The organism is Candidatus Fukatsuia endosymbiont of Tuberolachnus salignus (genome assembly GCF_964030845.1).
GTDB classification, from domain to species: Bacteria; Pseudomonadota; Gammaproteobacteria; order Enterobacterales; family Enterobacteriaceae; genus Fukatsuia; species Fukatsuia symbiotica.
The window spans coordinates 2,442,794-2,459,216 of record NZ_OZ034983.1 but is presented as its reverse complement, the minus strand read 5'-3'; the positions used below and the strand labels follow the sequence as shown (position 1 = coordinate 2,459,216).

Genomic DNA, 16,423 nt, shown 5'->3' with positions numbered 1-16,423 from the left:
GCAGATCCCTGACAGGCCAAAAGAGGCCTGTTTTATTGAGTGATGTGTTATTTATTTTGTAAGAAGTTTAATCACGAATGGTATAACGAATGTGTAAAATGATATCGTTTAAGCTTTGTAACAACAGGTGCTGTTTATGTCCGGATTCGGTCGCGTTGGGGAAACGCAGCACTAACGTGCCAGGATCATTGATGTTGATACCTTCAAAAGGCAGGTATTTTCCGTCATTGAAATCCAGTTGAAACTGTCCACTGTCATTCATACCACGTGATACCGCAATGGCGGTACAACCTTTCGGAAGTGGGGTCGTACCCAGGTAACTTAGGGTTGCCTGAACATCCTGATAAGGGCCTAATAGCATCGGTAAACTGACACTGATTTGTTTGATACGCTTTTTGTGGTTACTGCCCGGTAATACTTCATCGGGGTAATCATCACCGATATTGAGCGCCGAGAGCGTGATCGAAGCAGATAAAATCCCGTTTTCAATTTTCAGCTGATGTTTTTCATCATCTTCGGGAAAAAGCGACGATGGGGTGTCTTGAGGATCAGAACCGCTTTGGGGCTCAGGGATTTTACTGGTCAGCAACCACGTAATTTTTTCTGCTAAATCAAAGCCGCGTTCAAAGGCCAATCCTTTATACACCTCCGCCAAAGAAACAGTACGTTCCACTTCCAACGCCCTGGCTTCCCACTGTAAATAAGCTGTTTCCATTGTAGCCAAATTCAGCATCAGTTTTTCGCCACTGAGTAGCCCCGCATAAGTGTCTTGCCAGACTCCTGCTTTGATAAATTTGTGGGAGTCTTTCCCGGTTTCCCACAGCCAAGCACGTTCTGCCATATGACAACGTGAGAGTGTTTGGTCATAGAATCCTTGATAAATGGTCATTAATTGCCCGCGCAACCAACTATAGAGCTTTTGATTACTGAATTTACTCTGTAGGAGTGATAATTGATCCTGGATGTGTGCTTGTTGCATCTCTAAGTATTTTTTTTGCATATCCGCCGCTTGGATACGAATATTTAATCCATTAATCTGTGCGGTTAACTGATCAATTTCTAACCTTGCGCTCTCACGTTGAATATCCCATTCCTCACGACGGCGGCGATACATCTCAAATTGCGAGGTTCTATCGGCAGCTGTCATCAATCCTGACGCGACCATTTCGGCTTTCTGTGCCATGCCTGTCGCCAATGCTCCCCATCGCATACCGCCATTGGATAAGCCAAAAATATTCGGCGCCATTGCCAGCCCTGCCGCCGTCATATGGAGTGTTTGTGCAGCCATCGTTGCCGATGATGAGCCAGTACGTAAATCCATCGCACTTTGCTCACCTTGGGTGATGTTTCTTTCATACAGATTATGATAGTGTTCAAAACGGACCCTAGTCCCTGTCAGACGGCTGTTCAGTGCGGTCAATTCTTCCTGCAATTCTGCTTGTGTTTTATCCTGTAGCTGGATACTGGTGACCATTAATGCCTTAGCTTGTGTTTGTAGTAACGCGTTTAACGCTTCTGCGTCTTTGCGTTCGATAACGTTCAGCAGGGTGGCGCCAAACTGCATCAATTGTGACACCATCCCCCGTGCGTGATTTAGCATCTGAGGAAAGCGTTGTAGCATCCGCGGTTCAATGTCTTGTGTCGGTATGCTAGAAACGTCTTGCGGAGAGGAAAAGAGTGCTCCGCGTAACACGCTGGGTTCGAGGGGATTTGTGTAGAGAGGCAAGGGTAAGGGTATGCCGTCAATGGTCAAATTGTGACGTAAATTGTACAAACGTCTTTTAAAAATAGGCCAGTAGCTTCTAAGTTTGATATTTTCTTGTGGATAGAAAGGGTACCTTATTTCTGATGTTGTCATGGATAACGATGGAGCAGATCGCTCTGCCTGTTGTGCTGGCCTGGTGCTGGGATCCAGTGTGGGATTTTGCCAAATAACCATGTTAGGTTCAGGTTCTTCACCCAAGACATCCAGTGCTTGCATATACCACATTTGTGCTTCTACCAGGGTATCCCGCTCTAATTGACGGTAGGCATGATCACCGCGCTTGAGCAACAAATCGAGATAACGCATAAAGGTCGCAATACGATAATGGAGAGGGTCTGCCTGAGCGATAGCATCTGGGTCTGTGCCCCCGCTGTTTTCTAAATTATTAACACGTCCATCATTGGCGTCCTGTAAAGGAAGCACATTCCAATACTCTGTCTTACTATTGCGGCCAATATGACGAGCAGGTGCTTTAATATAGCCCGCAGGATGATAGACATATTTTAACCAGCGACTGGCTTGGCTAAAATGTTGTTCCTGTAACAAACGTTGCATGACCATCATGGGTAGATAGTAGAACAGTTCCCAGAAGTAAAGCGCATTGGCACCGCGAAATTCTATCCGCTCCTGACCAGAAATATCCTCCTGTTTTTGTGTGTCCAGATTTAATACTGCGTCGATGCTACGATTGGCTAAGGAAGTCAATTTTTTGGCAAAGCGTGTATTAAGGTGTACACGGTGACCACTGTACTTCATATATTGCACGCCATTAACGTCTTTATGTAGATCAAATATTTTATTGTCACCGACGGCGCGATAAGTAATAGGAATAGTCAGATTTTGTGTATAAGGTGTGGTTCCTATTTTAACCTCAAAAGGCACCTGGATAGCGGTATCACTAGTGATAGCAGCAACCCCTATGCTTATTTCATCCGTTTGGTAACGGTTATTTTTTTCGTTAAATGAGACGGCATTGTTTTCTTTTTTATCATTGAATGACGTCTTTATACCATGAATCCGGGTATCGATTCTTATCATTTTTTGTACAAGATTAAGGTGTGTATCTTTTTCATCTCCTTCACGTACAAAATAAGAAAAGGATTGAGTTAAGAAATTAATTTTATTTTCTGGCGTCCCTTCTACGTCTATTGCAAAGTGAGGGTCTAACATAAATTCATTAACGTCGTAAATGCTATAGAGAGCCTTAAGCATGACGGGCCTAAAAATAATTTTTTGCGTAGTGACCTCAAGATGCTCTACCTTTTCTGTTACCTGCCGATAGAATTCAATTTTGACATCGGAGGCATGAAAATAATGATAAATGCCTATTTTCATCTTATCTAAAGAGATAACAACTTTTATCATTGGTCTGTCTGTAACTTGATCATTTAACGTAGAAAGAGCAAATTCCCCGCCATGAGGAGACAGTAATTTCATCAGTTCTGTTTGATGCGGATCTCCCCCTTGATACGCAACGCTGACGCCCACTCTGAAAAATATTTTCAATGTTTCATGAATCTGTCCAATTTTTATAGAAGACAGACTGTTTTTTACTATAAGACTGAATCCGTTATGATTTACGGTATTTTCTTGTCCGTTGATTTCGGCGGCATAATGATAAGGTGAAGAGTAGCACTTATTAACTTTTATCGTATTGTCTGTATCGAGCTGGTTTTTTATACTGTCAAAGTGTATCTGTAATGCACTATTTTCAATTTTATCACAGACCATTTCATCAGAAATAAAAAAACCTTGCTTTATATTTTTTTCACCTTTTTTATAAAAAAGAATCGCTATTTTTTTATTTTTAATGTCTTCGGCGCAATAGATACCTACTTTTGCTTTATCATTAAAAAATAATTCTTCCGCTTTTTCACCGGGTCCTGATTGAAAAAATTCAATTGGGAATTCAATAGAGGAACTCCAATTACCATCATAACGATGATGCGCCACATTTAATTTATATTTGTTGACACTGTTGCTTTTTTTATCATCATCTTGATCTATTTCCGTTTCCTGACGTTTCTCTATCCATACCAGATAAAGACGTGATTGATAGACCACCGGACGGATCAGTTGATCCATTGAATTAACCGCGCAGTCAATTTTTTTCCATTGACTCCAGGCACCAATGAAGAATTTCCCCTTACTGAATTGTTTTTGATCAACATGCCGCCAATAATAGATCCCTTTTTCATCCGGATTTTCACCGACAAAATAAGTCAATCCCTCGTTACTATTCACATTGTCGTGATAAGCACTGATAATCGATAAATTCGCGATCTGTTCAAATTCGGTCAGATACGCTTTAAATGCCTGTTCTATCACTTCATTATTCAGCTGAGTCTCGCTAATCGCTTGCTGAAAATTATCCATCATTTGGCTTTGCCCAAGGCGCTGTAGTGGGTCAATATAATTTTCTGGTTGATAACGAAGCTTGGCCGTGGCAGCCCAGGTGCTATAACGACAGTTAATGCTCTCCCAATTTTGAAAGAAAGGTTTATTTAATATGTCTGTATTTAAGCCCGCTTTCTCTTGACGTTGTAAAGTCCGATTAATATAGAGCTGGAGAGCAGCGATGGCCGCCGCGATTTTGCTGGTTTTCACTTCCGCCGAAATCTGGTTATCAATCAATAAATATTGGTAGAGATGGTCGCGGGTGGTCAGGGTATTTAACCTCGGCTCATCGACAACAGAGTAAAAATTAATAGAGTGCTCGCTCAGGGCGGTGCTTAATCCTTCATCAAGCTGAATATTTACCTTCTCGGCTTGTTGTTTATTCAGTCCCGTCAATAAAGCCGTCGCGACTGCTTGCCAGTCCTGATAGGTTGACAGGGCATTGAGATCGATGAGTTGACGCAAGGTATTGGTGTCAATATTGAGCCATTGTGCGGTATTTAACCATTGTACGGTGCCGATAATGCTTAAGATATCAATAAAGGGCGAGGAATCGGTATAATCAGCCAGATTAGCGGCCTGTTGTAGCGTTTCTATGTCTGTCTGCATTGTAAGCGCTAACCTATCCGTCAACTTATCCGCCGTCAGGTTCCGCTGCTTTAATGCCATTAGCACCTGGGATGCGTGATCACCGAATGAGGTTATTTGACGGTGAACACGGGTTAATAATTGCAGATCGGTGATGTTGTTCTTAATTAATGTGAGGGATCGATCCAAACAGTGAGGCTGCTCGACGAGTAGCGATAGTTCGGCTTCACTGAGTTGTAAACGGCGATAAATGAATGCTAACTGTTGCAAACGTTGACAAAAAATGATCACCTTTTCATTGATTTCTCGATGATCTTGATTCCATTTTATTATTTCATCTCTGAATGTATTGACATTGATAATCAGATCGTCTGGAGCCGTTTGTGGAATTAATTTATCAAGCCAATTTAACAAACAGCAAGCCACTGTTTCTGAAGACAGTTCCAATGAAGAGGCAATAAAAGGAGCGATCTGTTCTGACACCTGTATGGCTGTTTCAGGTTCTGCCTGAGCAGGTACCCAATCTAAACCCATGGCGATGGTGTTAATTAATGCTTCGATTTCAGGCGTCTTTTCACCGTTATATTCTGTGGTGGTCATGTCATACAGTTCATTAACCCGCCATCCTTGCTCACGCAGCCAATAAGTGAGTTGATAGAGCTTCTCCATCAACGCAGCGCATCGATCATCGCTCATTTCTATGGAGAAAGTGATTGGATTTTCTGATAGATTACCTAACATTTTCAACAGTATAGCGAGTTCAGAAACAGTAAGTCCGTGAATACGCGCGAGTAACCGAATACGATACAATGCAGACAGGTAGGTGATTTGAGACACGGTAGTATCAGAAGTCAGCATCTCACGCATGATGCTCAGCCCTCTCTTATCGACAGCCAATGCCTGTCTTAATACCGCAGCTTCTTCGGCTTCTAAGGCGTCATCAGTGCATCTTTCCACGCCTGTGAGTTCATAACGAACCCCCTTTAAGGGTGGCGAATTAAATAATTGGTCAAATTGGCTTGGTGATCTTGGATCATGCTGACTTCGGGTTGTTAATATGGAATTATTCTCTAGGATAAATGCTTGCTCTTCCGGTATGTTATAGCGATCCTGGTATTTTTTTATTCTGGCTATTTTATTTAATTTTTCAAGTATCAAAGATCCAGGAAGTGTTGAAGATCCAAGGATAGGATCCATTATTTTTGCAGATAAGCCCCTTTCTTTATAATAAGATGCTATTTTTTTATGTCTTTTTTTACGCTATTCAATCGCAATGGCGTCAGGGTTAATTCTGTACATAAAAGAATGTCTTGATCTATTTCTTTTGCCAAAGGCATTTCTTCCATTAAGCGTTTAACGTTTATTTCACGCGCGTGTAATACCTGATAAATTATTTCCTTGGCATAATGAAAATCGCTCTTGGTAGAAAAATATTCATATATGTCACCTTTATTCCCATCGGCTGACGGATCCTGCTCCCTTTTTTCTATAAGCTTTTGTAATAAAATATCATTAGACAGCGTTAAAGTACTCACTTCCTGATCCATATTTTCCTGGCTAAGCTCGAGTGTTTTTAAATCTGGCCGCCGTTTATCTAAATGGTAGTCTGATGAGTGAGCATGTAGTGCACGTGCTTCATGGTATAATTTGTAGAGATAAGCAGGCGCTGAAAACATAGAGGCGGCAGTACCAGGCACAGCGTATCCGTGCTGAAGTGAGAGAAAACTCGAATCATATGTCGGCTTCTCCGTGGGTGGTTTATATTCGCTGATAATCCGTCCGATATTTATTTCCGGATTAGCACGCGTCAATGTTTTTCTCAGTCGGTTCTGATTTTCAATCGCGGTATCATACAGCACTTGCGTATCTTGCCAATCGAGTTGGTAAAATTCTGCCTTTTCCAAAAAATCATTAAACGGCATTTCTGCCACTTCATTTAATGAAGAAAGCTTAATTTGTTTTAGGGAATCATTAATGTTCATAAAATCCTTATTATATTTTTTCGTATAGCCGATTTAGTATTTGCTGTGGATCACAGCAAATAGGGATTTGAATGTAGACTTGCTCTGTACCCTGGACTTTTTACAAAATCGTTAATCACAAATAATGTAACGAATATGCAAAATGATATCGTTTAAACTTTGCAATGGCTGTTTTTGTTTCGAGGTCGCATTAGGGAAACGAAGCACTAGCGCGCCAGGATCTTCGATATCGATACCTTCAAATGGGAGGTATTTTTCGTCATTGAAATTCAATTGAAACTGACCGTGGTCATTGATGCCTCGTGAGACTGCGATGGCGGTACAGCCCTTTGGCAACTGGCACGAACCTTGGTAACTTAACGTAGCCTGAACATCCTGATAAGCGCCTAGCAGCATCGGCAAACTGACGCTGATTTGCTTGATAAGGCGTTTCTTCAGGCCTTTACCTGGTAACAGGGCGACAGGATAATCTTTGCTGATTTGTAGCCCGTGGATATTGACTGACGCAGACAAGGTCTTGCCATTAATTTGCAATGTATTTTGGTCTTTACCTCGCGTTTTAGTTTCCGGGTTGGTAATCAATTCTTTGATCTCTTTTGCCAAATCAAATTTATTTTCACCCAAAGCTTGCTGGTTATACACTTGCGCTAAAGAAACAGTTCGTTCCACTTCCAACGCTCTGTTGTCCCACTGTAAATACGCGGTTTCCATTTGAGTCAAGTTCAACATCAATATTTCACCACTGAGTAGCCCCGCATAAATACCTTGCCAGGCACCTGCGGGGATAAAATTTTGTGGTTCTTGAGCGGTTTCCCACAACCAAGCGCGCTCTGACATCTGACAACGCGAGAGGGTTTGGTCATAGAACCCTTTATAGATTGCCGTTAACTGACCGCGTAACCAATGATAAAGTTTTTGATTACTGAATTTACTTTGTAGAAATAGTAACTGCTCCTGAATCTGTTTCTGTTGGGCCTCCAAATATTCTTTCTGTTTATCCGCTGACTGTATACGGATCTCCGTCCCATTAATCTGTGCGGTTAGCTGATCAATTTCTGATTGCGCACTCTTGCGTTGGAGATCCCATTCTTCACGACGGCGACAATACATCTCAAATTGTGAGGTTTTATCGGCAGCTACCCTCAATCTAGCGGCAACAATTTCAGCGCTCAGCGCCATACCTCTGGCTAATCCATCCCATTTGCAACCCCCATTCGAGGCACCAAAAAGATTAGGTGCCATGTCTAGCACCGCCGCAGTCGTATTGAACCCTTGTGCGACTGTCATCACTGATGACGCATCGGCAGATAAATCCATTACACTTTGCTCACCAGGATTGATGTTTTCTTCATACAACTCATCATAATGTTTATAGCGGGCAGTGGCCCCGGCTACACTGAGGTTCAGTGCGGTCAAGTCCTGTTGCAATTCTTCTCGGGTTTTATCTTGTAACTGGATGCTGGTCGTCATCAGTGCCAGAGCCTGAGTCTGTAATAGCTCGTTTAACGCTTCTGCATCTTTACGCTCGATAACGTTCAGTAGGGTGGAGCCAAATTGCATCAGCTGTAATACCATTTCCCGGGCGTGATCGAGCATCTGTGGAAAACGTTGTAACATCGGCCGCTCAACACTCTGCGTGGGTAAACTCACAATACCTTGTAAAGAGGAAAGACTTGCTGAGTGCAACGTGCGTGGATCCGGTGGCGTTGCGTAGAAAGGCAGTGACAACTGTGCGCCATCGAGGGTCAGATTGTGACGTAGGTTGTATAAGCGATGTTCAAAAATACGCCAATAGCGTCTGAATTTGGTATTTTCTTCTGGTAAAAACAGTTGTTCTCCTGGTATCACTGTTAATGATGCTCCCTGTGGTAAGGAATAATCTTCTTCTGTGTCAGTGACCAGACTTGCCTGCTTGAGCGTGGTTTCCTCATTCCAAATAAACGCTTTAAGCACCGGCTTTTCACCTAATAAATCCAGTGCTTGCATATACCACATTTTCGCTTCTACCAAGCTGTCTCTCTCTAATTGACGGTAAGCATGATCACCGCGTTCAAGCAATAAATCGAGATAAAGCATGAGAGTCGCAATACGATAATGAATAGGTTCCGCCTGAGCGATGGCATCGGGATCTCTGCCACCACTGCTTTCTAAATTATTCTTCTTTTCGTCGACGTGTAAGGGAAGCACGTTCCAACGCCTCAATGCACCAGTATCAGTCGGTGCCTCGGCATAGCCAGCGGGATTATAGACGTATTTTAACCAGCGACTGGCCTGGGAAAAATGTTGTTCCTGTAATAAACGTTTCATCACCATCATAGGGACGTAGTAGAACAGTTCCCAAAAATAGATAGCGTTAGCACCGTGGAAATCCCTCTGTGCTTTACTGGAAATCTCCTCCTGTTTTTGTGTTTCTAAATTTAATATCGCATCGATGCCTCGCGTGGACAGAGAGACAAGTTTTTTAGCAAATTTCGTATTCAGGGGTTCTCGGTAAGCCTCATTCAATATCAAATATTGTATACCAGCATCGTTATTAATTTTTAGTCTCGACGTGTCCGCTTTATGTGTGCGCTTAATTTTAATTGCCCATTCCTTGGTGGTTATCACTGCACCTTTATGAAAATTCATACTGATGGTGGTTGTAAAAATATCGCTAGAAAACAGGGCATTTTCGATAATATATTCAATTTCATCGGATTCGAAGACGATTCTATCGCTGTCTAGCTCGGAAAAAAAATTGTCAGTTTTTTCCTTATGATGATTTCCCATCGATATAAAAAAATCGGTAATAGTGGGTTTGATTTCTTTGGATGATTTAATAAAGTTCGTTTCAAAAAAAATATTATCAAATTCTATATTTTCTTCTGCCAGTTTAATTTCAACACATTCATTAAATTTCATAATGTCATTTTGTGGTGTTTGAAATTGTATCGGGCGTTCAGATTGATATTTGAATTCAGAGATATGAAAAATATTTTTTCCGCGTTTTATTATTATCGGTTCGAAGAGTGGGTTTTCTCTGCCATAAAAATACAACTTAATATTTTTCGTTGGATCGGGACTGGAGTAAGGATTAAAAATGCCAACTGTACATTTATTCGGACAGATGACAAGTGTTATTTTGGTGCCAGACTGATGCTTCTTTTTATTTTCTATTTTATAAAAAATATAGTTGTCATGGCCAACTTCCCCCATTTTTTCCATAAGCCCAATGAGCGTATGTTGCGATTCCTCATAACCAGAAAAATAATTATGTGCAAATTGCAAACGTGGTTTGATAAATAATTTCAAATAATTTTTTTTATGACTTTCACATGTTACGAATAAATTTCTTTCAGATTCTATACTGTCTATTATCCCGATATCATTGGACAGTTTTAGACGGCCACTGATCAGTTCATCTTGATTATCTGTGATGCTATAGTTGTATAATCCAGGATAGGGATAACTTACTTTTTTATTCTTTTGATTAAGCACATCAAATTCATTTTTTACATGAGGAAAATATTCTATAAGTGATTCATGAGACATGACATGACAGATCATGTTCTCAGAAATAGCATAACCCACTGTATGCTCAGGTGTTAAACTATAATGACTGTCCTGTTTTTCATAAAGATAAACTGCGATGATGTTTTTTTCATTATCTTCTGTACAAGATAATCCTAAATTCTTAATCCGTTTTTCTTCCAAAATATTGAATGAAAACGTTGAACTCCAGTTACCATTATAATTAAGATACGCGATTTTTAATTTTTGTTTATTGATTTTTATCTGTTTTCTGATATCAGTATTATCTGCTGCCATTTCCCATTGATCTTCTATCCATACCAGATAAAGACGAGATTGATAGATCACAGGTCGGATCAATTTAGCAACCGGATTAGCGGCACAATCAATTTTTTTCCATTGACTCCAGGCACCAACAAAGAATTTCCCCTGACTAAATTGTTTTTGATCAATACGCCGCCAATAATAGGCCCCTTTTTCGTTAGGATTTTCACCGACAAAATAAGTCAATCCCTCATTACTCCTAACACTATCGTGATAAGCGCTGATAATCGACAAATTAGCAATCTGTTCAAACTCTGTTAGATACGCTTTAAATGCCTGTTCTATCATTTCATTATTCAGCTGAGCATCACTAATCGCTTGCTGAAAGTTATCCATCATTTGGCTCTGCTCAAGGCGCTGTAGTGGGTCAATATAATTTTCCGGCTGATAACGAAGCTTGGCCGCGGCAGCCCAAGTGCTATAACGACCGTTACCATTCTCCCAATTTTGAAAGAAAGGTTTATTCAACACATCTGTATTTAAGCCTTCCTCTTCTTTACGCTGTAAGACGCGGCTAATATAAAGCTGGAGAGCCGCAATGGCCGCTGCTATCTTGCTGGTTTTCACTTCGGTTGAAACCTGGTTATCAATCAATAAATGTTGGTAAACCTGGTCGCGCGTTATGACGGGTGGTGTAGTTTGGCTTCCATGGGAAGCAACATAGTAATGACTCAATCCTCTGCTGACTATTTTATCAAGCTCAAGCGCGATCTTCCTGCTCTGTTGCGCATCCTGCCCGGCGAGCAACGCTGTTGAGACGGCTTGCCAATCCGGATAATCCGCAAAGTATGCTACATTTGATAACCTGAGTAGCTTGCGTAAATCGTCAGTTTTAATACCAAGTTCTTGTGCCATAGTTAACCATTCCAGCGTATTTGTGATGCTGGAAAAGTCAGAGAAGCGCATATCCTCATGGGAATCCGCAATCTTCCGAAGATCGGCGGCTAATTTTTTCGCTTCTGTTTTTGTAGATTCTACTGCTCCTAGCGTTTGATCGAGAAGAGAAACCTCTCTCTGCCCTTTCTGCTCGCTGAATATCGACCTGTTTAGCCGCCTGTTGTAGCGTTTCTTTGTCCATTTGTATCATGGGTGCCAAAATGGCCGCCGTCAGATTGCGCTGCTTTAGGGCTATTAGCACCTGAGGAACCTGATCACCGAGTGAGATTATTTGGCTATGGATACGGGTTAATAATTCAAGATGTGCGATGCTGTGCCCGATTAATGTGAGAGAAGCGTCTAATAAATGAGGCTGTTCGACTAGTAGCGATAATTCGGGTTCACTGAGTTGTAAACGGTGATAAATGTGTGCTAACTGTTGTAAACGTTGACAAAAAATGATCATTTTTTCATTGATTTCTAGATGATCTCGATTCCATTTTATTATTTCATTTCTAAATGTATTGACATTAATAATCAGACTGCTTGGATTGGCGTGTGGAATTAATTTATCAAGCCAAGCCAGTAAAAAATTAGCCACTGTTATCGAAGGCAAAGCCAATGAAGAGAGGAAAAAAGGGGCGATCTGTTCTGATACCTGTATGGTTGTTTCAGGGTTTTCCTGGGCAAGTGCTGAACTCAAACCCATGGCGACGGTCTGAATTAAGGTTTCGATTTCAAGCGTCTTTACACCGTTATATTCTGTGGTGGTCATGTCATACAATTCATCAACCCGCCATCCTTGCTCACACAGCCAATAAGTGCGCTGATAGAGTTTGTCTATCAACTCAGCGCACTGATCATCGCTCATATCGATAGGAAAAAGGGTTAGGCTCTTTGATGGATTGACTAACATTCTTAACAGCATAGCGAGTTCGGAAATAGTGAGTCCGTGAATACGCGCAAGTAACCGAATACGATATAACGCAGACAGGTAGGTTATTTGAGAGACGACAGCATCAGTCAGCATTTCGCACATGATGCTCAGCTCTCTCTCATCGACAGCCAATGCCTGTCTTAATACCGCCGATTCTTGGGCCTCTAAGGGCGCATGAGTACGTTTTTGTGCGCCTGTGAGTTCATAACGAACCCCCTTTAGGGGTGGAGAATTAAATAATTGGTCAAATTGACTCGGTGATTGGTGATTATTATTTTTTGTTATTAATATGGTGTTATTATCTAAAATAAACGCTTGCTCTTCCGGTATGTGATAACGCGCCTGGTAGTTTTTTATTCTGGTTATTTTTTCTACTTTTTCAAAATCTGACTGTTCATGTTGAGATACAGGATCAATGATAGCGTCAATTATTTCTGAAGATAAACCAGTCAATTTATAATAATATTTTGTTTTTTTAGGCGTAGTCACTATCTGGTAAAAAAGGAAATCATTTTTTTCTTGTAATAAAGGATTTAGATTACTTTTTATCATTCTTTTCGCGAAAAAAGGGTTGTCCAATAAGCGACTGACCGTTGTTCCTTGCGCTTTAAGTGCCCATTCAATCACTTCATAATGATAGTTAAAATAGTAATTAAGATTTACATTACCGTTAGTATAAATTTTTCTCTCATAGAGGAATCGATATATATCATTTTTATTTTTCCTATCAAGCGTACTGCCCTTTTCTTTCATTTTTTCTTTTACGTATTGCAATAAAATGTCATTAGAAAGCGTTAGGGTGCTCACTTCCTGATCCCTATTATCCTGACTAAGCGCTAATGTTTTTAAATCTGCCCGCCGCTTATCTAAATGGTAGGGTGAGTGCTTAGCATGTAGTCCATATGCCTCACGGTATAATTCAGCCAGATAAGCGAAAACTGAAAACATGGAAGCGGGAGTATCAGCAACAGCATAATCATGTTTGATGGTAGTAAAATTTTCGTTATATTCATGCTGTGGTGATACATCCGTATAAATAATATTAGGAATGTTCTTTAGCATCGGATTAGCACGCGTCAATGCGTTTCTTTGTTGACTCTGTTCTTCAAGTGCTGTGTTATAAAGCACTTGAGCGTTTTTTTCTTCTAAGGAGTAAAACTTTGTTTTTTCTAAAAAATCATTAAATGAGATTTGTGCCACTTCATTTAATGAATAAAATTTAAGTTTTGCTAGAGATTCACTGATACTCATAAGATCCTTGTTATATTTTTGTTGTATAGCCTGCTTAACATCTGCTGTAAGTCTCAGCAAATAGCAAGTTAAAACCAGGCGAAAAAGAGTGATGAGTGCTACCTAGCCATTATTAATCGCTGTGTTATTAACAGCTAGGTGGCACTACCTATCACATTAATACAATTTCTGCGTCGCGCAGGAATGATTTTTTTCTCGGAGAGGAAAATTTTTTTCAGGCATTTACTGCACGGCCATCAGGTAAAGGGTGGCTGTTATCGGATGATCATTAGCTCGCTTGTTTTGTCTTGATTTATCGTCTTGACGGGACAGAATGGTTGATTCTGCTACAATTAATATATTCAAAGCATGTATAACTATGAACAAAATACAAAATGAATGTAGAAAATAAAATATTGGAGCGCCATTCCTATGAATTTAAAAAAGAATTTTTGTCTCTTTTTCGTACTTATCATGAAGTAACTTATACCTGTATTGATACAGTAAACCGTTGTGTTCATGCACTGCCCAGCAATTATATTTGGCATTTGCAATATTGGGACAGTGATTTGGATAGGCATCTTAATGAACGCTTAAAACACACAATGAGTTATTGGGGTGCCTATTCCAGCGAGCATGGCAATACGTTAAAAAAATTAGAAAATGGCATAAAAAAAATAGATATGACTTGCTACGACAAAGGTAGATTTGAGTTATTTTCCGTAAGTTTCAGAACGGATATGCTGTTGCCAGATCTTTTCTACTTAAACAAAGTAAAATCCGCTATTAGTCACTACGCAACAAGAAAAATCAGAGGGATTGATGGTGATAATATTGCTCTGCCATTACGTGCGCACATAGACAGTCCGTTAGCGCATCAGACAGCTGGCAGGGATATAAATTATAAAAAATTTAAATTTGGCGATATCTCTCTCTCTGAGCTGGAACTAGAAACAATACGTTACCTGCTGGAATTAAAATCGATTAAAGAAATAGCCTGGCTCCATTGTTGCTCAGCAACGGCGGAGAAAAATCGGATAATACGTATTAAAGAGAAAATAGGATGTGCCAATATGCCCCTTTCCAGAGTTTTTACCACACTCAAAAAATATGGGATAATAGCCGCATGTCTGGGTACTTATATTATCTCTTATTAGAACCCGTTCGACATCTCTTGTAACCTATACCCTTCGCCTTTCAAGTTACGGCGACGTTGGCTGCTCGCACTCATCCCAGTCATGTACTACTTGTACACTCCTGGGATTCGATTGATTGCCGCCTTGCTGTAACTCGAAATTCATTGGGTATAGATCTTGCGTTACGTGGAATGATGAGGATAAAAATATGTTGACATGGAAACAACGCCTTGGTGTGGTGGCAGGAAACGCGTGTGAATTCTATGATATTGCTCTCTTTGCCGCGATTTCTGGTTATATCACAGTGGAATTCCAACAAGCGGGGATGGGGAATTCAACCTATATTGTTTGGGGGATTTTTGCCTTACGTTTTCTGATCCGACCGTTAGGCGGTTATATTATCGGTTTGTATGCAGATCATTATGGACGTAAGGCGGCACTGATCCTCACCAGTACAGTTATTGGGCTGTCTACATTAACTATGGCGGTGTTACCTATTTCTAAATTAGGTGCTGCCGCTCCGTTGCTCTTTTTAATTTTACAAATGCTGCAAGCCTTCAGTTTTGGTGGGGAATATCCGACCATCATCCACTATCTGCTCAGTGAATCAGAACAGAAACAGCGAGCGAAAATCAGCAGTATGATCGTAGCCAGTTCTCTTGTTGGTGTCTTGATGTCATTACTGATTGTCTATTTTATAAACAATCTATTAAGTCCCGAGGAGATGCAACAGATTGGCTGGCGTATTCCTCTGCTGATTGCATTGGTAAATATTGCAATCAGCTTCTATTTTCGCCAAAAATTGAAAGAAATATCACCCTGTGTCATCAAAAATCAAGGGATAACGCTTTTAGCTGTTTTGAAGATTTTTCTTATCGTTATTCCCGGTGCTGTGGTGTTCTACGTGCAAAATTTAGCGAGTACTCTCTCCAAGAGAGCGCTGGATAACGGGACGCTGCAGACACTTTATCCATTACTTTCCAGTAGCCTGTTGTTGGTCTTTGTGCTATTTATCGGCTGGTTAACGGATAAATACAGTACGCCGCAAAAAATCTTTCGCCTTGGTATCTATGCGTTACTGATAGCCGCTGCCCCTCTGTATCTGCTGCTAGCCAGCAAGAGTGTTGTGCTGGTCATTATCGCTCAATTGGCGTTAACCCTGATTGCAGCACTGATCCTTAGCAATCTGGCTGCGGTGCTGTTTGAAAAAAGCGCAAATAAAACAGCGATCTTGGGCCTAGGATACAACGCGGCTTTGTCGGTTTTTGGTGGTTTATCTCCTCTTATTATCGCGCTATTGATACCCTTTGGTGGACTCTTCCCAGGGATTTATGTTGCTGCGTCAGGGGTGGCATTTGTCGTGGCGGGATACATTCCTGCAATCCGAAAATCCACATGCTGTACCAAATAGTATTGATATTAAAAATAATAAGACGGGTATAGCCTTGACGTTTGCACAAAACTGGTTTATATCGTTCGCACAATGTTGCATTTTTTTATCTATTCATCATTTCGCTGTACTCATTGATATCCCGCATTTAAAAAATAATAGACTTCTTGCAAAACCGTATTCGTTATGCGAACTCAAGGCGCCCGTCGCACAGTCACTGTGCGGTGCATAGAGTACATGAGGATTGCGGGCACCCGATAACGTAGAATTTGCGGCACGTAGCAGGTT

6 protein-coding genes are annotated in these 16,423 nt (G+C 40.8%); 2 read left to right on the top strand and 4 right to left on the bottom strand.

Translation table 11 applies throughout. The features are described from left to right. Window positions 1–67: 67 nt before the first annotated feature. The 4 genes from AAHH42_RS11740 to AAHH42_RS11725 all read right to left on the bottom strand — a co-directional run bounded on the left by AAHH42_RS11740 (window position 68) and on the right by AAHH42_RS11725 (window position 13,630). Window positions 68–5,947, bottom strand: a complete 5,880-nt coding sequence (locus AAHH42_RS11740; RefSeq protein ID WP_342221199.1) for a neuraminidase-like domain-containing protein — start codon at window positions 5,945–5,947, stop codon at window positions 68–70. A 38-nt stretch (window positions 5,948–5,985) separates the two neighbouring features. After that, window positions 5,986–6,732 carry a Tc toxin subunit A gene (locus AAHH42_RS11735; RefSeq protein WP_342221198.1) on the bottom strand — a complete coding sequence of 249 codons (747 nt, stop codon included), beginning with the start codon at window positions 6,730–6,732 and terminating at the stop codon, window positions 5,986–5,988. A gap of 111 nt (window positions 6,733–6,843) precedes the next feature. Continuing rightward, entirely contained in the window at window positions 6,844–11,421 is a 4,578-nt protein-coding gene (locus AAHH42_RS11730) for a neuraminidase-like domain-containing protein (RefSeq protein ID WP_342221197.1), read from the bottom strand. A 55-nt stretch (window positions 11,422–11,476) separates the two neighbouring features. Further along, the gene (locus tag AAHH42_RS11725) at window positions 11,477–13,630 is read right to left on the bottom strand and encodes a Tc toxin subunit A (RefSeq protein WP_342221196.1); all 2,154 of its coding nucleotides are present in this window, start codon (window positions 13,628–13,630) and stop codon (window positions 11,477–11,479) included. Window positions 13,631–14,004: 374 nt separating this feature from the next. Between AAHH42_RS11725 and AAHH42_RS11720 the strand changes: the two genes are divergently transcribed. Beyond that, entirely contained in the window at window positions 14,005–14,766 is a 762-nt protein-coding gene (locus AAHH42_RS11720; protein ID WP_072550806.1) for a helix-turn-helix transcriptional regulator, read from the top strand. 187 nt (window positions 14,767–14,953) lie between these two features. After that, entirely contained in the window at window positions 14,954–16,156 is a 1,203-nt protein-coding gene (locus AAHH42_RS11715) for an MFS transporter (RefSeq protein ID WP_119797115.1), read from the top strand. The last annotated feature ends 267 nt before the right edge of the window (window positions 16,157–16,423 follow it).

Excerpts from the sequence above, each read along its gene's own strand:
- AAHH42_RS11740 (WP_342221199.1), bottom strand. The coding sequence starts at position 5,947 with ATGGATCCTATCCTTGGATCTTCAACACTTCCTGGATCTTTGATACTT.
- AAHH42_RS11735 (WP_342221198.1), bottom strand. The coding sequence starts at position 6,732 with ATGAACATTAATGATTCCCTAAAACAAATTAAGCTTTCTTCATTAAAT.
- AAHH42_RS11730 (WP_342221197.1), bottom strand. The coding sequence starts at position 11,421 with ATGGCACAAGAACTTGGTATTAAAACTGACGATTTACGCAAGCTACTC.
- AAHH42_RS11725 (WP_342221196.1), bottom strand. The coding sequence starts at position 13,630 with ATGAGTATCAGTGAATCTCTAGCAAAACTTAAATTTTATTCATTAAAT.
- AAHH42_RS11720 (WP_072550806.1), top strand. The coding sequence starts at position 14,005 with ATGAATGTAGAAAATAAAATATTGGAGCGCCATTCCTATGAATTTAAA.
- AAHH42_RS11715 (WP_119797115.1), top strand. The coding sequence starts at position 14,954 with ATGTTGACATGGAAACAACGCCTTGGTGTGGTGGCAGGAAACGCGTGT.